The following is a 22,230-nucleotide window of genomic DNA, read 5'->3' on the forward strand; positions in this document are numbered from 1 at the left end:
GGCCAGTGCCGCTCACCGCGCGCATCATTGCGCACGTGAAAAGCGAGCAGCAAAGAAATGGGGTGCAGCTCACGCTGCGGTGCCTGAAACTGTGCGCGACGACGTTGTCACGTTTCAGGTGTCGGCACACGCCTACCGAGCGAGCGCGTACCGGAGCGCCCGGGGCACTGGCTGTGAACCGAAGTTCGTCAGTCGGTGCCCCGGGCGGGATAGGGCTGGGCGAACGCTAGTTCGTCCAGTGATCCGCTGATCGGCGGATCATCTGCTCGCGGTGCTGCTTGGTGGTCTCGGCGAAGAGCTCACCGGTTCCCCAATCGAGGATGACGCCGTAGCGGCGAATCACATCGAGCATTTCGAGCTTGCCTGAGCGGTACTGATCGGCGATGTCGGCGGCATCGGCTTCGAGCCATGCGCGGCGGTTTTCGCGGATCCACGCTCGCTTTGCGAGGGTCGCATCGCGGTCGATTTCGTACTGATCAATATCGGGGTCAACAGGGATGATGACGACGCCGTAGTCCTCTGCTGCGCGACCGACCGATACGTAGTCGTCGATGACGTCTTCGAGTACCTCTTCTGGCGTGCGGGCGAGCGGATCGCCAAACCCGCCACCACCGGCAGACGGGCGGAAGAAGGTGTCACCGGGTTTGACCGGGACCGACGAGAAGATCGAGCCGAGGAAGCTCTCATCCTCGGTGTCCTTGTTCAACCAGACGCCGTGCGGAATCGACGGCAGGCCACCCTCGATGCCCCAGGTGATCGAACGTGCACGGTCACAGCAGTAACTCATGACGGTCGTGTCAGCGTCGGTGAGCGTGCCGCCCTTTTCGACGCCACAGCCGCCACGGAAGCGACCGGGGCCGCCCGAGTCGGTGCCGATCTGGTGCATCGTCGTGAGCACGGGGGTCAGACGCTCCTGGCCCTCGCACGCCTGCACGGCGAGGCCGACGCCAAAGACGGGAGCGGTTGCGCTCGAGCCATCCTTGGTGGCGCGGCCGCCCCAGCCACCGGCCATCCAGTCGTACCACATGAAGTACGGCTTCTCTTCGGTGCGCGCATCGCGGCCGCCAACGAGCAGGTACTCGAGGTTGAATGCACACGCCATCGCGCGCTCTGGCATGATCTGCGACCACAGCTCGAAGATACCGTTCATGATCTTCTCGTACGGGCCGGAAACGGTGCCGGTGACCGCGAGTGGCCAGCCAGCGTTGATGACGGTGCCCTCGGGGCCGATGTCTGCGGTGACCGCAGCGTAGAAGCCAGAGTTCAGCGGTACGTCGGGGAAGAACGTCTTCGTGCCAGCGTAGATTGCCGAGAAGGTCGTGCCGTAGCCCGAGTTCAGGAAGGCCTTGATCGCTGGGCCGCCCTCGAGTGCGTAGTGAATGCCTTCGCCATCGAGCGTCATGGTGATGTCGATGGGAACCAGACGCTCCGACTCACCCGGATCAAGGTCAAGGTAGTCGGTGGTCTTCCAGGTGCCGCGGGGGAGATCTTCGAGGCGGCGGAGCACGGTGCGCTCGACGTAGTCCTGCGTCTCCTGCATCGCTGCTTCGACGGTCTCGGTGCCGTAGCGCTCGACGAGGCGAAGAATCTCGCGCTCACAGACCGCGGTCGCCTCCGACTGCGCGTGCAGGTCGCCCATCGCCTGTTCTGGTGCGCGGGTGTTGCCCACGAGCAGGTTTGCGATGTCGTGCAGGTAGACACCCTTCGACCAGATGCGCACGGGAGTAATGCGCAGACCCTCACCGAAGTGCTCGGTTGCTGCAACGTTGAACGAGCCGGGAACCGGGCCGCCAATGTCTGCCCAGTGGCCCTTGTTCTGCGCGTATGCGATGATCCGGCCGTCAGAGAATACCGGGCGAATGAACGACACATCGTTGATGTGGGTGCCGCCGCGGTAGGGGTCGTTGACCGCGAAGACGTCACCGGGGTGAATGTCGTCGCCGAACTCTTCAATCACGGCCTTGCACTGGAAGTGCAGGGTGCCAACGTGCACCGCGATATCGCCCGAACCCTGCATGACGGTGTTGCCCTGCGCGTCGCAGAGCGCCGACGAGAAGTCACGCGAGTAGATGACGAACGAGTAGCAGGTGCGAAGAATCTGCTCGCTCATGAGGTCAACACTCGTGGCGAATGCGTTCTTCAGTACCTCAAAGGTGACGGGATCGAGTGCTGCTGCAGGAGCCACGGTCTGCGGCGCCGGTGCCGCGAGCGTGTCAAATGGGGTAGTCATCGGGTGACCTCCTCAAGGTGAATGCGAATGTTGAGCCACTCGTCGATCTCTGCACGAGTGAACGGGGGAACGACCGTGGTCGAGTCAAGCTGGTTGATGATCGCGGGGCCAGCGAACTGGGTACCTGCTGCCAACTCGTCGCGGTCGTAGACGGGGGTGTCGACCCAACCGGTGGTGCCGAAGTAGACGGGGCGACGCTCTGCGGGAGCGCCTGGCTCCTGCACAACGGGCTCTGCGGGGCGGAACGACGGCTTCGGAATCTTGCCAACCGCTGCGAGGTGCAGCTGGTAGACCTCGACGGGAGCGTCGTCCTGACGGAACGCGAACTCGCGCTCGTACTGCTCGTGGAACGTGCGAACTGCCTGCTCAAGCGCGCCGGGACCGGTGCCCATCGGAACCTGCAGCGAACGCCACTGGCCGAGGTAGCGCATCGAAATCTTGCGCTGCAGCATCGCATTCTCGTCGGAGACGCCTTCGTGGCGCAGACGGGTGCTTGCTTCGGTCTCAAGCTCGACGAATGCCTGCTCGATGCTCTCTTCATCTGCCGCCGACGCGAGGCCGGTGAACATCTGCGCGAGGTCGTGCTGAATGTCGACGAGAAGGCAACCCATTGCCGAGGTCACGCCGGGGTTCGGCGGTACGACGACCGAGGGAATGCCGAGCTCATGCGCTACGTCTGCACCGTGTAGTGCGCCTGCACCGCCAAATGCGAGCAGTGCGAAATCGCGCGGATCGTACCCACGACGAATCGAGACGAGACGAACGGCGTCAGCCATGTTTGCGTTGGCAACCGAGACGATTGCCTGCGCAGCTTCCTCGAGGCCCATCTCGAGCGGCTCTGCGATGACGCGACGGATCGCTTCTTCCGAGAGGCTCTTGTCGAGCTGCTTCACGCCGCCAGCGAGCGAGGTGCCGAGGCGACCGAGCACAACGTTTGCATCGGTGTTGGTCGGCTGATCGCCGCCGGTGTTGTAACACGCGGGGCCGGGATCCGCGCCTGCCGACTGGGGGCCGTTGCGGAGAGAGCCAGCAATGTCGGTGTAGGCGAGCGAGCCGCCGCCAGCGCCGATAGTGAGTACCTCGATGGAGGGGAAAATGATGGGGTGGCCGTACTCGACCTGCCACTCCTGCGAGACGCGCAGCTCGCCGTCAGCGACGAGCGCGATGTCGGTCGAGGTGCCGCCCATGTCGAGGCTGACCGCGTTGTCGTAGCCGCACTGCTGCGCGATGTGCTTTGCCGAGATCGCGCCGGCAGCGATGCCAGATGCCGCGAGGCGGACGGGGAACTTCTCGACGAGGCGGGGAGTCATCGATCCGCCACCCGAGTGGAGTAGGAGCAGATCGCCCTTGTAGCCGCCGTCACGCAGCTGGTCAGCGAGACGGTTCACATAGCCCGAAACAAGCGGGGCGAGCACGGCGTTTGCGACAGCGGTGTTGAAGCGCGGGTACTCGAAGATCTCGGGGAGTACCTCAGCTGAGGTGGTGATGGTGGCGTCGGGAATGACCTCTTGGAGAATCTCCCGCATGCGGAACTCGTGCGCGGGGTTCGCGTATGAGTTCAAGAAGCAGACAGCGATGGTCTTGACCTCGCGGCGCTTGAGCAGTTCGGCAAGGTTGCGAGCTTCTGCCTCGTTGAGCTCGTGCACGGTGTTGCCGTCAGCATCGATGCGCTCGGTGACCTCGAAGCGGTCACGGCGGCGAATGTAGGGGTCTGACACGTCGTTGTACGCGTCCCACAGGTCGTCCTTGGTGCCGTCGCGAATCTCGAGCACATCGCGGAAACCGCGAGTGGTGACGAGTGCCGCCGAGGGGAAATTGCGGGTGATCAGTGCGTTCGTAGCGACCGTGGTGCCGTGCGTGAAGAGTTCAACCTTTTCGAGGTCGATTTCACCGCGCTTCACACCATTCATCACGGCGATCATGGGATCGCTCGGGGTGGATGGCACCTTGGTGACGCGCATCTGGTGCGTCTCCTGGTCGAAGATGCAGACGTCGGTGAACGTACCGCCTACGTCTACCGCGACTCGAATATTGCTCATGGGTCCTCCTGAAATTCGTCATTGAGTTCGGGATGCATCCCAGAATCGACGGTTTTTGGCCGCTGGTCACTAGAGAAAACTAAGCTTTCGAACAATCTGATTGTAGTATTTACAGAAATCCCATGAATCTATGAGTTACGTGCTTTGGCGCTTTGCATCAATCGCGAACTTGCATTGGATTCTGTTCGACTTTCACCGCTGAAAGGCCAACACGGTATGAACGACACCGACGTCGCCGAAGCCGAGCGACTGCGTACCACGCTCGAGATCACCCACTCACTTCTCTCAGCGGTTTCCTCGACCGATCCGGTGCGTGCGCTCGTCTCGCGCATTGCGACCCTGTGTCGCGGTGCCGCGGCGGTGTACGACGCTGACGGCACAGTGGTTGCCAACACGGGAGAAGCGCCGGCCAATCTCATTTGGCAACAGGTGGTTGACGTGTCACAACCTAACCTGGCTTTTGAAGTCGGTCGTTGGCACGTGCAAACCCGCAGAGTTGCGATGCAAGACGGCGTGCACGTCATTGCCATTTCGAGCCGCGGCCCTGGCATTCTCGAGCACAACGGTGACCTGTTGCTCGACACTGCAGAGCGTCTCCTCGGTGCAGTGCACGGCATCCAGTACGGTGCGACGCAGCGCGATCGACGCGAGAACGAGCAACTGCTCGCTGCCTTGCACGACGGCATGCTGCCGGCTCGGGAGCATCGGTTCTGGAGTCGCCTCACGAGTTTCAGTTTCTCGGCGTATGCGCCGATCCGCGCTATCGAACTGTCGCCGCGCGAGGTGACTGCCGCGACCGGCACTCACCTCGATGAACTCATTTCTGCAGCCCGTGCGGCGTACCTGCCACTGCTCGTCATGCTGAGGCGACCCGACACGAGTCTGCCCGCCCGAGTGTCAGCGGTTGTGCCTGACTCAGAAAGCGCCCAGCGCTGGTTGCGCGACCTGTCGGCGAACTATCTCATTGGCGCTTCGGCGCCAACGTCAGCGCTCTCCGAGCTCCCTGGATGCGTGCGGGCATCGGAGACCGCCCTCGATATCGCGCGCGGTCGTGCCGAAGCCACGGGCTTGAGTTCACCCCTCGAGCCAGTGCTGATCGATCAGATTGACCTCTCTACCTGGGCGCTCGCATACGTGCCCCCGAGAGAGCTGTTCAAACGCATTGAACGGACGCTCGCCCCACTCGAATCGGTGCAGCTGCGATCGACGCTCGTGACGTTCCTTGCGAGCGATCAGAGCATCGCGCGCACGGCAGAAACGCTCTTTCTACATGCGAATACCGTGCGCTATCGTCTGGCGCGGATCGAGGAAGCGCTTGGTGAAAGCATCTCCTCACCCTTTGTGCTGTCGAACCTCATTCTCGCGCTGTATCCGGCGATCATTGGCCGCAGATCCGAGCTCCAAGAAGAAGCCAGAGATCGCGGATAGCCAAGTGACCTCACAGAAACGGGGGTCTGGGGAGCGCGAGTGCTCCCCAGACCCCCGTGATGTGTACTTCTATGGACGCTTGCGTCGCAGCCCCGCAAACATGCCGCCTGCTGCGAGCAGCGCCGCACCAAACGCGGCAGCGAACCAGGCCTGCACGCCGGTGTCGCCGGTCGACGCAAGCGCGTCGGCCCGATCCGCGCCATCAGCGGAGGGCTGCTGATCGGCAGCGCCCGATCCGCCATTTCCGCCGGCATCCGAGCCGTCGCCGGAGCCGTTCCCGGAACCGTCACCCGGGGTGCCGGGCTCCTCAGGCGTACCCGGCTCCTCGGGAGTTTCGGGATCAACGGGGGCAGCAGCTACCGCAATCGTGTGTTCGGTCGTGACACCGTTCACGGTGACGCGCAGGGTGCCGGTGCCTTCCCCGGTCGCGGTGAGCTCACCGGTCGCCGGGTTTAGGCGCAGCACGCCAGCTGCCGCCTTCTCGCTCTGGCTCACGCTCAGTGCGCGGCCGGACTTACCGGTCTCGACGGTACCGTCATCTACGACGACTGCGTCGCCGCCCCACTGGGCGCTCATTGGCCACTGGACGGGAACGACGCGACTGCCATCCTGCACAATCGTGGAGTCCACGGTGACGGTGTCACCAACGGTCATTGCCGCGGGAAGCGCAGCGCTCGCGCCGAGGGTGAGCGACTCAACGCGCGGCTTCACCTCGGCCTGAAGCCAATTGGTGCGGCTGGTGACTGGGAGCGGATCGGCGCCAACAACGCCAGCACCCGGGTTGATGCCAAGCATCGCCCAGCCGGTGAACCCGCCGTCGCCCGGTGCACCAGACGGCGACTTGCCGCTGTTGCCCGTGAGCAGGGTTGAGACACCGTCGTAGCTTGTCGCATGGAAGACACCTGCGTGGCCGTTGATCGACGCGATCGACTTGCCGGTATCAGCACGGAACTCCGACAGGCGCTCCTGGTACTTCGTCGCCTCAAGGCGATCCGAAATCTGGCTGTCCTTGCTGCTCTTCGGATCATCGATGGGGTGGTGCGCGAAGACGAGCACGCCGGTGATCGTCGAGTCCTTTGCTGCCTCTTCGAGCGCCTGCTCGAAGAATCGCATCTGGGTCTTGTCAGACTTGTTGAACGAGCCCTGCGCGGTATTCAACGTAACGATAAGCGTGCTGCCAACCTGCTGCTTCGTCTTGGTCGGGCCGAACTCCGCAATGAAGTTCTCGATGGGGCCACCCATGACCTCGTGGTTGCCAGGAACATAGACCCACGGCAGCTTGTCGCCGATCTCCTCGTCCAAGATCTTGCGCGCGAGTGCGAAATCCTCCGGCGCTGCCTCGTCGACAAAGTCGCCGGTGATCACGAACATTTCGGGATCCGCCGCGAGAATTTCACGCAGCGTCTGCCGCGCACCCTGCACGTTCGGCCCCTCGGGGTTGCGGGCCACAAACTGCGCATCGCTCATGACGGCGATCCGCTGGCTCCGGTCATCGACGGTGCCGTTCGTAACGATGAGCGGATCGTGCACAACGCTCGCCGTGGGCTGATCAACGTCGGGCGCGACCACGGCCGTGATGCCAGCGAACATCGTTTCACCCGTGTACTGGCGTGCTGCCGAGGTCTCCATCATGCGGATTCGCTCGAGCTTCAGCGGGAACGCGGTGCCGACGGGAACGGTGAACGTCACCTGCTTCCAGCCGGTCCAATCGGTGTACGCGCCATCAATGTTGATCGTCGTGCCGGCGCCGGTCTTCATCTGCAGGCGCGGCCAGGTGTTGTTGCCATCACCGTGTACCCACATCGTGATCGCCTTCGGCTGGCCTGCGATCTCAATCGGCTCGGGTGCCACAGCATACGCGCCGCGGGTGCCGGTTGACGATGCGAAGTCGTAGTTGAGCTTCAGCGCTGGTTCGCCGTTCGGGCCGACGGCGGTGCTGATGTCACCGGTCGCGCGGTCAGAGCGGAACGTCCAATCGGCACCGTTCGCGAGGTCAGAGACGGGCTGCTCGTTGAGACCGATCGTGACCGCGACGTCAACGCGACGGTCGCCAGCCGAGAACGAAACGGTTGCCGCGCCAGACGCCTTGAGCGGAGTGATCGTGAAGGTCACGCCGTCCTTCGACTCCACCGCGACATCCGTGCCGGCCGTGACAGTCAGATCGCTCGCCTCGATGGGGGCGGTGAAGCCGTCGCGGTCGAGACCGGTGATGGTGACTTCCGCGCTGTCAGCCTCGTCGACGAGTGAGATAACGCTCTTGCTGGAGCGCAGCCGCTCAAGATCACCGAGCACACGAATCTCGGTGTTGGCTGTCTTGCCCTCCGCCGTGAACGACACGGGTGCGCGGCCAGGCGTCCTGCCCGTGACGCGTGCAGTATCGCCGTCAACGGCCTCGACGCTCGCGTGCTCGCCACCCACTGCGAACTCGCCAGCCGTCGTGAGTGAGGTGCGGTTCGCGTCGAGACCGGTGCCTGCAATGGTGCGTGAGAAACCGGGGAAGACCGCGTCGGTGTCAGCGAGCTTCGACTCCGGGGCGACCATGACATCGGCAAGACCGGTATCCGGCGCCGTCGACGAGAAGACAAGGCTGTTCGGCACGCTCCGCAGATGCCCGTCCGAAGGCGCGTTCGCGACGCTCAACTCATCGGTGCCAGGCTCGCGCAGGAGGAGGGTGCTTGATCCGCCGCCATCAAGGTTCACCGCGTTGTGCGCGCCGAGTTCGACCATGAATTCACCCAGCTCATCGAGCGCCATGCCGCGTGAGTGGCTCTGTCGGCCATCGAGTGACACGACATAGACCGTGCTGCCGTCGGCGCTCACACCAACCGCGGTGCGCGGTTCGCCGGTGCCAGCAGCGGCGACGACCTGGCCGTCGGCTACCAGACGCTGGTTGCCGCTGATCGCGAGATCGACATCTTCGCTCGCTGCAACGGTGACAGGAAGTGCATCGCCGGGCTTGACCTCGGCGAAGAGGTCAACGGCAGCACCGCGCGCCAGTAGCACGCCGGTGCCAGCAGGAATGGCGGTGGGCCCAGTGATCTCAGCGAGATCGGTGGTCATGCGCGAGACAACACCGTCAACAACCTCAACGCGGAGGAACTTCGGGTCGATGTTTGCCGGGCCGCCGATCGCACGCGAGATGGGGTACTCGCCCCACATCGTGGTGAAGTACCCGATGCCGTCCTGTGGAATGCCGATGTTGTTCACGGTGCTGACGCGCTGCTTCGTGCCAGCGATGTCGACGGTCGCGGCAGACGTGAGCGCCTGAATCGCTGCGAGACCCTGGGCGACGGTGAAGCTCTCCACCGGCGAACCGTTCGTGGTCTTTACACCCTCGGTGGACGACACGTTAGTGCCCTGAGCAACGCCAGAATTATTGATGTCAAAGAACGAGCCGTTCACCGCGGCGACCGCGTGTTCGCTGAGCGTGTGCTCGGTCACCGGCGCGGGGCTCGTGAGGCTTCCTGAATCGCGCACGTCCATGCTGAGGCTCGGGGTCGACAGGTCAGCAACAAGTACGTCGCCCGTCACCCAACCCTCGCCCTGGAGGCGATCAAAGCTGGTGGCTTTGAGGCCTGGAGCGATCTGACGGGTATCAGCCCGAAGCAGGCTCGACTCGCGCCCGCCAAGATCGAGGCCGCCGGTATCGGGTGCCGCATAGCTTGCGGTCACGGGAAGCGGGGCAGAGAGCGCGACGCCGCTCGTGACAAGTCCGAGGCAGAGACCTGCTGCGAGCGTCGTTTTCGTTGAAGTGCGTGAGAACCAAGACACGTTGTTGCCGGGAACCTTTCCTAAACCAAAAGGCGCGCGGATCCAGGTGTAGCTGTCAGGCAGCTCATGACCGCACGCGGTTATTCAGCGTAGGGATGTGAGGTTGCGCAATGGCAAACGAAAGGTTACGGACGTGGGGCCGTTGACGGGCGGGAACACCGGAAGGCCCGGACTCGTGATGAGCCCGGGCCTTCATTGCCTTGCGATCAGCGCAACATGCGCGCGTGATTACTTGCTGTAGTCGTAGAAGCCACGACCGGTCGCGATGCCAAGGTAGCCCTTATCGATGTACTCCTTCTTGATGAGCTCAGCAAACTGACGCTTCTCAGGGTCAGCGCTGTCCTTCGACAGGTTGTAGGGAGTGTTCATACCGACAACGTCGTAAATCTGGAACGGGCCCATCGGAGCACCGGTCGAGATGCGCCAGGTCTTGTCGATGTCTTCGACGCTTGCGACGCCGCGCACGAGGAGCTGTGCTGCCGCGTCAAGGAACGGGACAAGCAAGCTGTTGAGCACGTAGCCCGGCTGCTCCTTATGGATGCGCACCGGCTCCATGCCGATCTCAACTGCGAAGCCAACTGCGGCCTCGAAGATATCGGCGTCAGTGCCGGGGTGCTCCATGATTTCGCACGTGTTGAACTTCCAGATCTGGTTCGCGAAGTGCATGGCAAGGAACTTCGCCGGGCGATCGGTGAATGGCGCAATATCGCTCGGCAGCAGCGTCGACGAGTTGGTCGCGAAAATGGTCTTCGCCGGAGCAACCTTGCTCACCTTCTCCCAGGTCTGCTGCTTAATGTCGAGACGCTCGGGCACTGCCTCAATAATGAGGTCGGCATCGCCAACGGCGTCTGCGAGATCAGACGAGGGGCGGATCCGCGCCTCAGCCGCAGCGAGCTTCTCTGGGGTGGCGCCGGGAACGTCACGCAGGTACGCGGCCTTGAGCTGCTCCCACCGAGCGGGAAGCTTTGCCAAGATGTCATCGTTGATGTCGTAGGCGACGACGGTCTTACCCGCGTATGCCGACTGGAAAATGATCTGTGACCCGAGCACTCCGGTGCCGAGGACGGTGAGATTCTGCATACTTCCTCCAAGATGTTGTCGCATCTCGGTGGGTGCGCCGAGACGCTACGCCGGCGTTGGATGGCAACGACCTTGGCGATACCTAGATTCTCGCAGAATTACCTGATCAGTGTATGTAAAGCTTCGGAAATTTGCCAGGTTTTTCATTGTTGTGTCTTTTGTACAAGTAAACCCAGTTTTCACCCCTTGCAAAGCCAAATTTCCTGTAGCTATCATGACCTCGATGTGTGGCAGTAGCAGGCGGACTTTCAGCTTTTTCAAAGCGATCTCGAGTCTTCGTAAATGTATGGTGGTGAGAACTGCAACTTGACCCACGTGAAGGAACACTGTGAGCCATCGAAGTTCATCCTCTGACCAGGAGGGTCGATCTCCCGACCCCCTCGTTTTCCGAGGGGGTGAGATCAATTGATTGTTGCGGCTCTGACGCTCCTGCTGGGAGTGCTCCTGACACTTGCCATCATCGTGGCCTGCGGCTTCTTCGTCGCCCAAGAGTTTGCCTACATGTCGGTAGACCGGTCACGTATGACCGCGCTTGCCGAGAAGGGTGACGCACAAGCACAACGAGTGCTCGCGATCACCAAGCGCACGTCGTTCATGCTGTCTGGCGCCCAGCTCGGCATCACGGTGACCGGCCTGATGATCGGTTACGTTGCCGAACCGCTGATCGGTGAATCGCTTGGCACGCTGCTGGGCGGTGTCGGAATCGACCCCGTCGTATCGGTGCTCATCGGCACCGCTGCCGCGCTCGTACTCGCGACCATCGTCACCATGATTTTTGGTGAGCTGTACCCGAAGAACCTCGCGATCGCGAGCCCAGAGAAACTGGCTCGTGCCCTTGCGGTTCCGACACGTATCTACTTGCTGCTCTTTGGTTGGCTCATCACCATCTTCGACAAGGCAGCAAACCTGTTGCTGAAGATGCTGCGTATCGAGCCGCTCGAAGACGTTGACGAGAGCGCAACCTCTAGCGATCTCGAAGCGATCATTGACGAGTCCCGTCGAAGTGGCCACCTGTCGGCCGACCTCTCGAATGTGTTTGACCGCATTCTCGACTTCCCGCAGCGCGATGTGGAGCACGCGATGGTTCCGCGCTCCCGCGTTGATGCGGTGCCCGCGCACACCACTGTGGGAGAGATCCGCGCATTGATGGCCACCGGTCATACCCGGTACCCAGTCGTGGGCGAAAAGGATGAGCCAGTCGGACTCGTTGAACTTATCGATGTGCTGCGCGGCGATCACGCGGCCGAGGCTTCAGTCACCGAAGTGATGCGTCCTGTGGTGATTGTTCCGAACGCGATGCGCTTGCCGCTGGCATTGCAGCGGATGCGAGACACCGACAATGAGCTCGTTTGTGTGATTGACGAGTACGGCACCTTCGACGGTATTTTGACCGTTGAAGACCTCACCGAGGAAGTGATCGGCGAACTCTCTGACGAACACGACACCGATGCCGAACCCGCACTCGCGGTTGGCGCGAATGCGTGGCAGCTCGCTGGTGAGGTGCACCTTGACGAGGTTGAGCGCCTGATCGGGCACGACCTCGAAATCGATAGTGACGAAACCGTTGCTGGGCTGCTCCTTCGTGAGCACGGTGACCTCGTGCCCGTTGGCACACGGGTGCGGATCACCCTGCCCGCGAAGCCTGCCGAGATTGCGCAAGGCGTGCAGGTCGATCGCTGGCTCGAGATCCAGGTGACCGAGGTGGAACGTCACGTGCCAGCGCTCGTCATCGTTGAACTCCATGAGAACGCGGATGATGAGTCGTCGAGTGCTGCGGAGTCGAGTGCTGCCGCGCCGAATGTTGATGCTGAAGATGAGGAGGTGTCTCGATGAGTTGGTGGCTTGTCACACTTATTACAGTCGCGCTGATTATTGCGAGTGCCTTCTTCGTGATTGTTGAGTTCGCCCTGCTGGCTGCTCGTCGCCATCGGCTGGAGGCTGAGGCTGACCAGAGCCGATCCGCGCGTGCTGCCCTGCGCAGTATGAACGAACTCACCGTGCTCCTCGCGTTTGCCCAGCTGGGCATCACGATCTGTACGTTCTTGCTCGGTGCGATTACCAAGCCAGCGATTGACTACGCGCTCGCGCCAGTGTTCATCCAGTGGGGCATTCCCGCGGTTGCCGCAGACATTACCGCGTTTATGCTGGCGCTGATCTTCGTTACCTTCCTGCACCTCGTGATTGGTGAGATGGCGCCGAAGTCGTGGGCCATCGCGCACCCGGAGACCGCAGCGAAGGCAACCGCGATCACGGCGCGTGCCATGACCTGGCCGCTTCGACCGTTCCTGCTGTGGATCAACCGCATCGCAAACAAGCTGGTGCAGGCATCGGGTGTTGAACCCGTAGAGAAGGCAGCCGTTGGCGGGCAAGACGCAGATACGATCAGGCAGCTCGTGGCGCACTCGCGCGCAGCCGGCGCGCTTGATGTGCAGTTTGCTGAGCCGATTGCGCACACGATCTCGCTGGCAACGCTCACCGTGCGCGACGTGATCGGTGACGACCAGCGCCCGACCGCTGTGCCGCTCACCGCGTCGGTACGCGAGATGCAGGCGGCTGCCGCTGCATCAGGCCACCTGCGCATTCTGCTTGGCACCGGCCCTGATTGCCAGGTCGCCCACGTGCGTGACTCGCTTACGGTAGATCCCGAGGCTCCTGCCGCGAGTATCGCCCGCCAGCCGGTCGTGCTTGCCGCAGAGATCTCTGCCTATGACGCGCTCGTGCAGATGCGGAAGGCCCGAGAGCAGCTGGCAGTTGTCACTGAGGCGGATCGACTCGTCGGCGTCGTCACCCTTGATGACCTGCTGCGCGAGATCTTGCCTGGCAATCTCGAGAACTAAGGAATAGCGGGGCGGGGTGATGTGGTGCATCACCCCGCGAACGCGGCAGCCGTGAGGCGATACCGCAGTGCAGTGAGATCGCGAATCTCTGTGGGTGTATCGCGAGGGGGACGGTGCGCCTCGGGAGAAGCGTTGGAATGGTGGGGCGGATCGTGCCCCTGATGAGCCACGTCGACAGAGCAAACTGAGCGTAGGCAACCGCGGCATCAGCGATTGCGAAGAGCCGTCGGCAGATCCGCATAGCCATCCAACAATTCATTCTCTTCCCGCACCGCATCGTCGGTACTCGAGAACATTATCGAGAGCCAGGTGCAGGTGCTGGGCTGCCTCTATCATTTCCCTCACTGAGGCCGCCCAACACTTACTCTCAAGCTCTTGCTCTCACACGAAACAGGCCATCGTGTTGCCTATTCGATGACAATTTCCCGACTGGCGGCGCTGAGTCGATCTCCGAGCGCTCTGACTTCTGACTCACCAAGTTTCGAGAGATTAGCCGCCTGTTTGGGGCGAAGCGACGACTCTGGAATCTCAGCGGTGAGCTGGAAGTCGGACAACATGCCCTCAAAATGCTTCATCGCTAAGGCAGCGGATTCGAGTAGGCGTTTCGAGGCCTTGTCAGCAGCCTGGGGCAGCCAGTACAGCTCAAGAAGATACATCGGCAGAGTCTTATTCGCAGCCGCGAGACGCTCAATTGGATCAAGAGCTTCAAGCCATGCGGTTACGAATGTGTCGCAGGCTTCGGGATGCTTCGGCGCTACGTCGGACTCAAGTACTGCGACTACAGAGTCGATGGACATTCGCATTGCAATCGTTAGCGCTTGTGGAATCCTGAGGAGTCCAATCTCGCGCCGCAGCTGCCTGCTATCTGTGGACCCACCCATTGCTGACCTTTCTGGAACGCAAATCGTAAGTTACGGATATGTTCTGACCCCTGTATCTCATTGTGGCGACTCCAACGCTTGGATTTCCCTTATACAGGCTATGTCGGCCAGTTGCCATAGTTCTTGCCATCAAGGTTGCAACAATTGCTTTTGAATGGGCGCCGACTACGCTCCAACGATGCTTCGAACTCATGATGTGTCTCCACTTGTTTGAGTTTTGTTGGAGTAGGAACTTCTTAGCACCGCGTTGCACAGACGTTTTCTTTGCGGCCTGAGCAATTACCCTGCTGCCCTGCCTCAGGAGTGTGACCAAGATGCCCCAGAACGCCGGTCTTGCCTTGTGTGCAGCCGAGTTTGAAGGGGTTTGTGGGCGCTTCTGGTTGAGGCTCTGTCTGTCCTGGAGAGTGACGCTGGCTGCGTGTCTTTGCAGGTATCTGTTCTCGGAAGTTGTCCGAGAATCTGACACTGAGGAAGGTGACCCTGCAATCGAATATGCGATGACGGCAGAAGCACGTGCTGGCGCGATTTCGCTGCTCGAGAGTGAAAGGCCAATGACGACTGAAAGCGCAACAGTCTTCCAGATCTTGTTTCCAAAGACCGGTTGTTTCATGCTTCGACCCACTGCCTCGCTCGGCGCGTAAACGAGCTGCGTGTGAGCTCAATCTGGTGGTGGCAGGAATTAGGAAGTTGCCATGACAAGGCGTTTCGAAGTCTTCCTAAGACAATGGATTGGGGCGTCACTATTCGTTCCTAACGATGAATACTCAGGCGCCCCCGGAGGCCTGAGTTGGGTTTGCCCCCCTGTAAAACTAACGACGCATTCCGCCCGAAACAGGAACTGGCTGTATCTGAATCACATCTGCCGCGCGATGGTCGATTCTGTCCACGGAGAACCCCGCCAAGCCCTTACCTTTCCGTACCCAAGCTGGTAGCCTCGCCCCATGCGGAACGGCAATGATGCACCACGTATTCCTGGCCCTGTGACGAGCGCGAAACTCGCAAAGTGGGACGCCGCCTTTGCGGCAGACCCGACGGCGAAGCTCGCAATGAACGCGGTCACGCGTTCCCCGATCGATGAAGTGGCGCTCGACCGTGAGCGCTTGCTCGGCGTACAGCTGAGCATGTCGAATCGGCTCGACGATTGGAAGGCCGCCGACCAGAAGAAGTCGGGTCGCTGCTGGCTCTTCGCCGCGCTGAATCTGTTGCGCGCCGATGCGCGTAAGAAGCTGAAGCTCAAGGACTTTGAGTTCAGCCAGAATCACGCGATGTACTGGGACAAGATTGAGCGCGCGAACTACTTCCTCGAAGACATGATCGGTCTCGCCGATCGCACCCCGAATGACCGCACGGTTTCATTCTTGCTGGCGAGCGTTGCGGACGACGGCGGCCAGTGGGACATGGAAGTCTCGATCTTCCAGAAGCACGGTGTCGTGCCGAAGGAGCTCATGCCAGAGACCGAGTCGTCGTCGTGCACGGGGGCGATGAACACCTCGCTGCGCACGCTGCTCCGCAAGGGCGCGCGCCTGCTGCGCCAGGCCGTCAATAGCGGCGCGAGTGACGCGGAGGTGTCTGCGCTCAAGGACTCGATTCTGCAAGACACCCACCGCATCCTCACGATCCACCTTGGCGTCCCGCCGCGTAGTTTTGAATGGCAGTGGAACGACGACGAGCGTGAATTCCACGCTGGCGGAACCTTCACCCCGCAGTCCTTCCTCGCGACCTTCACTGACATCGACCTGGGTGACTACGTGTGCCTCGTCGATGACCCGCGCGCTGAGCACCCCAAAGGCCGTGCCCTCACTGTCGCGCACCTCGGTAACGTCGTCGGTGGTCGCCCCGTGCGCTACCTGAACACGGACACCGGCACCATGAAGCGTCTCGCTGCTGCGAGTATCGTCGCTGGTGAGCCCGTCTGGTTCGGCTGTGATGTCGACCCACAGATGGAGGCGAAGCAGGGCATCTGGTCGGCCGGCCTCATCAATTACTCGGCTACCTACGGCGTCGATCTCACGACGACCAAAGAAGATCGTGTCCGCTACGGCGACTCGGCGATGACGCACGCGATGCTGTTCACCGGAGTTGATTTGGTTGGCGGATCGACCCGCAGGTGGCGCGTCGAAAACAGCTGGGGCTCGGAGAAGTTCGACAAGGGCTTCTGCACCATGGATGACTCATGGTTTGACGAGTACGTCTTCGAAGTGGTCGTGCACAAGGACTCACTGCCCGTCGACCTTCAGGCTGCGCTGACCGAAGATCCGATCGTGCTTGATCCGTGGGATCCGATGGGCGCCCTGGCCTGATCCGCCCCCTGTGCGCTGAAAAACTATCGCGCGCAGGGTTTCGGCCGCAGGGCAGCGACCCATCAGGTGCATAGCAACGGCCCCTCAGGAACTGAATCCTGAGGGGCCGTTGCTTTGCCTTGTCAGCTGCTACTTCGCGGTTGCGAATTCGAAGCTGTTGTCTGCGTTCGAAACGAAGCTCGTGATCGACTTGTCAACGACAACGGTCTGTACGGGCTGGACGAGCGGGATGAACGGGCCGGTCTTGGCTGCTGCCTCGAAGAGTGCCTCGTATGCGGGGCCGCGAGCGTCGCCGGTCGCCTTCGCTGCTGCGTCCTTCAGTGCCATGACCTCGGGAGCGGTTTCAGCAACCCAACCTGCGCGCATCGAAACTGCATCACCGGGGGTGAAAGTGAGGTAGTTGGTGGGGTCCGGGAAGTCTGCACCCCAGTTGCCAATACCCATGGGCTGCTTGCCCGAGCGGTAGCCATCGAGCTGGGTCGCTGCGGGAGCGGGCTTGAGGTCGATGTTGATGCCGGCTTCCTTCAGGTGTGCCTGGAGCGACTCTGCGAGGAGCGCGATGTTCACGCCGAGCACGGTCGAATCACTGTTGTAGTGGAAGGGGATCGCTTCGCCGTTGTAGCCGGCCTTCTCGAGCGCAGCCTTTACCTTGTCGAGATCGCGTTCCGGAGCCTTGTCCACGGGTACTGCACCGAGGAACTCGTTGGGGACAACACTTGCCATACGCGATGCGCCCTCACCGGCGAGCTCGAGAACCTTGTCGTAGTCAACCGCGTAGCTCAGTGCCTCACGGAAGTCTTCGTTCGAGGTGATGCCGCTGACCTCGGGGTTGTCGTTCGCGAAGATGTAGATGGTCTTCGTCGAGGGAACCGACGACACCTGCACCGAGCCCTCGGGGAGGCTCGCGACCTGGTCGGGGCTGAGATCGAGCACGACGTTTGCCTGGCCCGACTGAATGTCGGTGAGCTGGGTCTCGGCCGAGACGTTGTTCATGACCACGCGCTTGAACTTGGGCTCGGGGCCGTTGTAGTGCTCGTTATAGGTGAGCACGACGCGGCTGTCTGGCTCGTAGGTCTCGATGACGTACGGGCCTGAACCCTGCGAGTTCGTGTTGAGGAACTGCTCGGCGCCGTCAGACTCATCGGTCGTGCCGCCGTTTTCCTGGACCACCTTCGAGTTGAGGATGCCGAGGTTCGAGTTCGGAAGAATGTACGGGATCGCGGGGTTGGCGGTCTCGCTCGTGAGAGTGACGGTCTTCTCGTCGGCCTTCGCGATGGTGACGCCATCGAGGTAGAACGAGGGGTTGCCCTGCACGCCCTGAAGTCGCTGGAACGACCAGACGATGTCGTCAACGGTGACGGGGTCGCCGTTCGAGAACTTCGCGCCGGTGTCTTCGCACGTGAGGGTCGTGACGAGGTTGTCTTCGCTGATGTCGTACGAGCACAGGCCGTCGATCGGCTTGGTGAAGTCACCGTTGTCGAAATTGAGCACCGTCTGGTAGATCGCGTCATCGACCGTCGAACCGGTGAACTCGAACTGGCGAGCCGGGTCAATCGTCATGAGGTCGAAGCTCGTCTGTACGACGAGGGTGTCTCCACCCTTCTTGTCGCCCGATGCGTCGCCACCCTTGTCGCCGCTGCTGCAGGCCGTCATGGATGCTGCGAGGCAGGTAATTGCTGCAGCCGAGACAATAATTTTTGGATACCGCTTCATTGCGTACTCTCTTCTTCGTTGAATCAAGCAGGTTGGTCTCACCATAGAAACTTGGTGAGGGTAAATCAAGGTAAATCAATAGCTGTTTCCGAACTGAAACATAGTTTGGGGCTGAGTGACTCAGCGCCCACGACCCGTCCGGGCGTCAGATCCCGGGAATGACCCCCTTCCCGTCGACGATCGGAATCGCTCCGAGTAGACGCTTCGTGTACGGGTGAGCTGGAGTGTTCCAGATGGTTTCTGTGGGACCGGTCTCGACGATCTTGCCGGCCTCCATCACCGCCACGCGGTCGGCGATCTCTCGCACAACCGACAAGTCATGGCTAATGAAAATCATTGACGCACCCGACTCAATCGCGAGATCGCGCATGAGCTTCGCGATCCGCGACTGCAAAAATGCGTCAAGCGAGGCGATTGGCTCGTCACCAATCAGCACCTTGGGGCCGGCAGCGAGTGCGCGAGCGATCGCGACGCGTTGGCGTTGGCCGCCAGAGAACGCGTGCGGGTAGCGATCGGCCGCGTTCGCCGGCAGATCGACCGCATCGAGGAGCGATTCGACGCTCCAGCGCCCGGACGGATCGAGCGCGAGCGCGTCTTCGATCTGGGCGCGGATCTTTCGCCGCGGGTTCAGTGAAGCGTACGGGTTCTGGAACACCATCTGGATGCCCATCATCGCCGCGTTCCGCTTCTTGAAGCCGAGCGGCTTGACCTCGGTACCTTCGAAGTCGATCTCGCCAGCGGACGTCTTCTCGAGGCCGCAAATGAGCTTCGCGAGTGTGGACTTGCCACAGCCGGATTCGCCGACGAGACCGAGCACCTCTGACTCGCCGAGCTCGAGCGAGACCCCGTTCACGGCGCGGAAGCGACCGCCGCCATTGAGTTTGTACTCGCACTCGACATCGGTGAGGGTGAGGAGCCGCTTGCGCTCGGCCGCAGCTGCCGGTTCTGCGCGATCAATAACAGTGACTGAGGTCATCGTGCGAGCTCCGTTCCGGGAAGTGATTCGATGAGTGAGCGCGTGTACTCGTGTTGCGGAGTGATGATGACCGACTCGCGATCACCGATCTCGACCACACGGCCGTGCTGCATGACGACGATCTTGTCGGCGACAGATGACAGCACGCCGAAGTCGTGCGTTACGAGGAGCACTGCGAGGTTGAACTCCTCGCAGAGATCGCGCAGCAGCTTGAGCACGCCGGCCTGGACGGTCACGTCGAGCGCGGTCGTCGGCTCATCAGCGATGAGCACGCGGGGCGATGCGATGACCGCGGTGGCGAACGCGATGCGCTGCAGCTGGCCGCCAGAGAACTGGTGCGGATACTTCTTCAGCGCCTCTTCCGGGTTTGGCACCCGGGTCTTCGCGAGCATCTCAGCTGCGCGCCGCAGCGCCTCTTTCTTGCTGATCTTCTCGTGGTGTCGGAGGTGGTCAGTCACTTGCTGGCCGATGGACAACATCGGGTGGAATGCCGACGCCGGGTCTTGGAAGACCATCGCGAGCTGGTTACCGCGCAGGGCGTTGTGCTTCTTGGGAGCGAGGCCGACGAGCTCTTGCCCGTCGAAATCGATGCTGCCCGAGAGCTTGGCGCCATCGGGGGAGAGCCCCATGATCGCCATGCCGGTCTGCGTCTTGCCTGAGCCTGACGCGCCAGCGACGCCCGTGATGGTGCCGGCCTCGAGCGTGAATGACACATCGTGGAGAATGTGATTCGCGCCCGGCCCGTCACCCACAACTAGGTTGAGGTCTGTGAGCTTGATGACACTCATGCGTTCGCCCCCTGAACTTGCTTTGCAGTGCGCGGATCAAGGGCATCACGCAGGCTATCGCCAATGAAGTTGAAGCCCATGACCACCGTGAGAATGCAGATACCGGGGAAGAGGGCGATCCACCACGAGTTGAACTGCGAGACACCCTCGCTGATCATCGCGCCCCAGTCGGGAGTCGGCGGAACCACGCCGAGGCCGAGGAACGACAGGCCAGCCATGGTGAGGATCGCCTCGCCAACGCCAAGCGTCGCGAGCACGACAACGGGCGAGACGACATTCGGGGAGATATCGCGGAAGAGCGAGCGCCACGGGCTGAAGCCCAGGAGTCGGCCGGCCACCACGTACTCGCTGTTCCGCGCCGACATGACGAGCGCACGAGTTGTTCGCGCGTAGCCTGGCCACGACACGATGAGGATCGCGATAATCGCGTTCTTCAGGCCGGGGCCGAGCGATGCGGCGATGACCATCGCGAGAATGATGGTGGGGAAGGCGAAGACGAGATCCGCCAATCGCATGATCGTCTCATCGACCCACTTGCCAAAGTAGCCAGCGATCGCGCCGAGAATAGAGCCGATGAGCGCCGAGCAGAACACCACGAGCAACGCTGCCGGGAGACTCGTCTGCGCAGCCATAATGACGCGCGAGAGCATATCGCGGCCGAGGCTGTCGGTGCCGAGGACGGTTCCGTCACCGGGTGCGGTCAAGCGCGGGAAGACCTGAGCGAGCGGATCATGCGGCGCGATGAGCGGGGCGAAGATCGAGACGAGGATCCAGAACACGAGGATGATCGTGCCCGCGATACCGAGCGGGGTGCGCAGCGACTTCGGGAAGCGCCAACGCCAGCGACGGATGCCAAGGTTGATCGCCTCGGTGATGCTTGGTGTGGTCATTTGACCCTCACTCTCGGGTCGACAAGGCCGTAGATGACATCGACCAGGAAGTTCACGGAAATATAAATGATGCCGATGATGAGGCCGACGCCCATGATGACCGGGAGATCAAGCGCCGTCGCGCCCCTGAACGCGAACTGACCGAGGCCGCCCCACGCAAACACCGTCTCGGTGAGGACCGCGCCAGACAACAGCGAGCCGAAGGCGAGGCCGACGACCGTGATGATCGGCACGAGTGCGCCGCGGAAGATGTATTTGAAGGTGACGGTACCGCTGGGGAGGCCCTTTGCCTTCGCCGCGGTCACGTAATCGAGGTTCATGACATCGAGCACGCTCGAGCGGCTGAAGCGAGCGAGCAGGCCGACCGTGAAGAGTGCGAGCACGCACGACGGCAGCAGCAGGTGCTGCATCGCGTTCGTGAAGGTCTCAAAGTCACCAGCGATGAGCGAGTCAATCGTGTACATGCCCGTCACATGCGGCGGGGGAGTGACCCACGGATCGAGGCGGCCAGCGCCACTGATCACGCCGAGCTTGAACGACAGGATGTAGTAGCTCACGGTCGCCACCCAGAAGGTCGGGGCCGAGATGCCAATGAGGCTGAACGCGCGAACGATGTAGTCGGTCGGCTTGTTGTGGCGGAGCGCGGCGAGGAGGCCGAGCAGCAGGCCGAAGAAGATTGCGATCACGATCGCGCCGAGACCGAGCTCAGCCGAGGCAGGGAACACCTTGCCGATCGACTCAGTGACGGGGATGCGGGTCTGGTTCGAGACACCGAGATCTCCGTGCAGCAGGTTCGTGAGGTAAGTCCAGTACTGCACGATGAGCGGCTGGTCGAGGCCGAGATCGAGGCGGGCCTGGGCGACCTTCTCGGGATCCGCCGAGGCGCGATCTCCGAGGATCGCCTGCACCGGATCGGCGGGAACCAAGTTCGTGAGTAAGAATGTGACGACGGTAACGCCCCAGATGAGGAGCAAGCTGATTCCGAGGCGAATCAGGACGTATCGCAGCAGGGGATGCAGCTTCGGCGGCTGGATCCGTGGCTGCGCACCCGTATCGGTGATGGTCGTAGTTGCCATGGTGCTGGCTACATTCGGTGCGCAGGGGTCAGGGGAGAAGTTGGGAGCGAATGGGTGATGTGGAGATCGCGTCGTTGCGTCATAGTCACTTTCGTTTCTGCTCGCACTCGACGTTGAGGCGGGCTGGGTGCTGACCATGCAACCTTATAAGCGCAGCTTGGTCAAGACATTTGTCACGTATGATCGGGACTTTGATGAAAAAGAGACCAGTTTGTGCCGAA

General features: G+C 61.7%; 15 protein-coding genes. 4 read left to right on the top strand and 11 right to left on the bottom strand.

The features are described 5' to 3' along the window. Nucleotides 1-226: 226 nt before the first annotated feature. Complete coding sequence (locus tag ICL81_RS00145) at nucleotides 227-2,230, bottom strand: hydantoinase B/oxoprolinase family protein (RefSeq protein WP_215394718.1); 2,004 nt, start codon at nucleotides 2,228-2,230, stop codon at nucleotides 227-229. Beyond that, nucleotides 2,227-4,269, bottom strand: a complete 2,043-nt coding sequence (locus ICL81_RS00150; protein WP_188033007.1) for a hydantoinase/oxoprolinase family protein — start codon at nucleotides 4,267-4,269, stop codon at nucleotides 2,227-2,229. The genes ICL81_RS00145 and ICL81_RS00150 overlap by 4 nt, the downstream gene beginning before the upstream one ends. Nucleotides 4,270-4,485: 216 nt before the next feature. Here ICL81_RS00150 and ICL81_RS00155 point away from each other — a divergent pair, with 216 nt between their 5' ends. Next, entirely contained in the window at nucleotides 4,486-5,697 is a 1,212-nt protein-coding gene (locus ICL81_RS00155; RefSeq protein ID WP_223160499.1) for a CdaR family transcriptional regulator, read from the top strand. Nucleotides 5,698-5,766: 69 nt separating this feature from the next. On the opposite strand, the gene ICL81_RS00160 is transcribed toward ICL81_RS00155, so the two are convergent. Next, nucleotides 5,767-9,468, bottom strand: a complete 3,702-nt coding sequence (locus ICL81_RS00160; RefSeq protein WP_188033008.1) for a phosphodiester glycosidase family protein — start codon at nucleotides 9,466-9,468, stop codon at nucleotides 5,767-5,769. A gap of 228 nt (nucleotides 9,469-9,696) precedes the next feature. Next, nucleotides 9,697-10,548: a 3-hydroxyacyl-CoA dehydrogenase gene (locus ICL81_RS00165; RefSeq protein WP_188033009.1), complete on the bottom strand. Its 852-nt coding sequence runs from the start codon at nucleotides 10,546-10,548 to the stop codon at nucleotides 9,697-9,699. 405 nt (nucleotides 10,549-10,953) lie between these two features. Between ICL81_RS00165 and ICL81_RS00170 the strand changes: the two genes are divergently transcribed. Both ICL81_RS00170 and ICL81_RS00175 read left to right on the top strand, forming a co-directional pair. Then, entirely contained in the window at nucleotides 10,954-12,381 is a 1,428-nt protein-coding gene (locus ICL81_RS00170; protein WP_188033010.1) for a hemolysin family protein, read from the top strand. Continuing rightward, the gene (locus ICL81_RS00175) at nucleotides 12,378-13,385 is read left to right on the top strand and encodes a CNNM domain-containing protein (RefSeq protein WP_188033011.1); all 1,008 of its coding nucleotides are present in this window, start codon (nucleotides 12,378-12,380) and stop codon (nucleotides 13,383-13,385) included. Before ICL81_RS00170 ends, ICL81_RS00175 begins: the two co-directional genes overlap by 4 nt. A 407-nt stretch (nucleotides 13,386-13,792) precedes the next feature. Here ICL81_RS00175 and ICL81_RS00180 read toward each other — a convergent pair whose 3' ends face one another. Both ICL81_RS00180 and ICL81_RS12100 read right to left on the bottom strand, forming a co-directional pair. After that, nucleotides 13,793-14,182: a hypothetical protein gene (locus ICL81_RS00180; protein WP_188033012.1), complete on the bottom strand. Its 390-nt coding sequence runs from the start codon at nucleotides 14,180-14,182 to the stop codon at nucleotides 13,793-13,795. Between the two features lie 64 nt (nucleotides 14,183-14,246). After that, nucleotides 14,247-14,876 (bottom strand): polymorphic toxin type 35 domain-containing protein, encoded by a 630-nt coding sequence (locus ICL81_RS12100; protein WP_188033013.1) that lies wholly within the window; start codon nucleotides 14,874-14,876, stop codon nucleotides 14,247-14,249. Between the two features lie 331 nt (nucleotides 14,877-15,207). Between ICL81_RS12100 and ICL81_RS00190 the strand changes: the two genes are divergently transcribed. After that, nucleotides 15,208-16,566, top strand: coding sequence for an aminopeptidase C (locus ICL81_RS00190; RefSeq protein WP_188033014.1), 1,359 nt, complete (start codon nucleotides 15,208-15,210; stop codon nucleotides 16,564-16,566). 129 nt (nucleotides 16,567-16,695) lie between these two features. On the opposite strand, the gene ICL81_RS00195 is transcribed toward ICL81_RS00190, so the two are convergent. The 5 genes from ICL81_RS00195 to ICL81_RS00215 form a co-directional block, all read right to left on the bottom strand. Next, nucleotides 16,696-18,279, bottom strand: a complete 1,584-nt coding sequence (locus ICL81_RS00195; protein ID WP_188033015.1) for an ABC transporter substrate-binding protein — start codon at nucleotides 18,277-18,279, stop codon at nucleotides 16,696-16,698. A gap of 145 nt (nucleotides 18,280-18,424) precedes the next feature. Beyond that, on the bottom strand, nucleotides 18,425-19,255 hold the full coding sequence (locus ICL81_RS00200; RefSeq protein WP_188033016.1) for an ABC transporter ATP-binding protein: 831 nt from the start codon (nucleotides 19,253-19,255) through the stop codon (nucleotides 18,425-18,427). Then, nucleotides 19,252-20,043, bottom strand: a complete 792-nt coding sequence (locus ICL81_RS00205) for an ABC transporter ATP-binding protein (RefSeq protein WP_188033017.1) — start codon at nucleotides 20,041-20,043, stop codon at nucleotides 19,252-19,254. Before ICL81_RS00205 ends, ICL81_RS00200 begins: the two co-directional genes overlap by 4 nt. Beyond that, the gene (locus ICL81_RS00210; RefSeq protein ID WP_188033018.1) at nucleotides 20,040-20,933 is read right to left on the bottom strand and encodes an ABC transporter permease; all 894 of its coding nucleotides are present in this window, start codon (nucleotides 20,931-20,933) and stop codon (nucleotides 20,040-20,042) included. The genes ICL81_RS00205 and ICL81_RS00210 overlap by 4 nt, the downstream gene beginning before the upstream one ends. Continuing rightward, nucleotides 20,930-22,009, bottom strand: a complete 1,080-nt coding sequence (locus ICL81_RS00215; protein ID WP_188033019.1) for an ABC transporter permease — start codon at nucleotides 22,007-22,009, stop codon at nucleotides 20,930-20,932. Before ICL81_RS00215 ends, ICL81_RS00210 begins: the two co-directional genes overlap by 4 nt. Between the last annotated feature and the right edge of the window lie 221 nt (nucleotides 22,010-22,230).

This window comes from Leucobacter sp. cx-328 (assembly GCF_014530035.1).
Lineage (GTDB): Bacteria > Actinomycetota > Actinomycetes > Actinomycetales > Microbacteriaceae > Leucobacter.

Excerpts from the sequence above, each read along its gene's own strand:
- ICL81_RS00165 (WP_188033009.1), bottom strand. The coding sequence starts at position 10,548 with ATGCAGAATCTCACCGTCCTCGGCACCGGAGTGCTCGGGTCACAGATC.
- ICL81_RS00195 (WP_188033015.1), bottom strand. The coding sequence starts at position 18,279 with ATGAAGCGGTATCCAAAAATTATTGTCTCGGCTGCAGCAATTACCTGC.
- ICL81_RS00200 (WP_188033016.1), bottom strand. The coding sequence starts at position 19,255 with ATGACCTCAGTCACTGTTATTGATCGCGCAGAACCGGCAGCTGCGGCC.
- ICL81_RS00215 (WP_188033019.1), bottom strand. The coding sequence starts at position 22,009 with ATGGCAACTACGACCATCACCGATACGGGTGCGCAGCCACGGATCCAG.
- ICL81_RS00190 (WP_188033014.1), top strand. The coding sequence starts at position 15,208 with ATGCGGAACGGCAATGATGCACCACGTATTCCTGGCCCTGTGACGAGC.
- ICL81_RS12100 (WP_188033013.1), bottom strand. The coding sequence starts at position 14,876 with ATGAAACAACCGGTCTTTGGAAACAAGATCTGGAAGACTGTTGCGCTT.
- ICL81_RS00175 (WP_188033011.1), top strand. The coding sequence starts at position 12,378 with ATGAGTTGGTGGCTTGTCACACTTATTACAGTCGCGCTGATTATTGCG.
- ICL81_RS00155 (WP_223160499.1), top strand. The coding sequence starts at position 4,486 with ATGAACGACACCGACGTCGCCGAAGCCGAGCGACTGCGTACCACGCTC.
- ICL81_RS00180 (WP_188033012.1), bottom strand. The coding sequence starts at position 14,182 with ATGTCCATCGACTCTGTAGTCGCAGTACTTGAGTCCGACGTAGCGCCG.
- ICL81_RS00145 (WP_215394718.1), bottom strand. The coding sequence starts at position 2,230 with ATGACTACCCCATTTGACACGCTCGCGGCACCGGCGCCGCAGACCGTG.
- ICL81_RS00150 (WP_188033007.1), bottom strand. The coding sequence starts at position 4,269 with ATGAGCAATATTCGAGTCGCGGTAGACGTAGGCGGTACGTTCACCGAC.
- ICL81_RS00210 (WP_188033018.1), bottom strand. The coding sequence starts at position 20,933 with ATGACCACACCAAGCATCACCGAGGCGATCAACCTTGGCATCCGTCGC.
- ICL81_RS00205 (WP_188033017.1), bottom strand. The coding sequence starts at position 20,043 with ATGAGTGTCATCAAGCTCACAGACCTCAACCTAGTTGTGGGTGACGGG.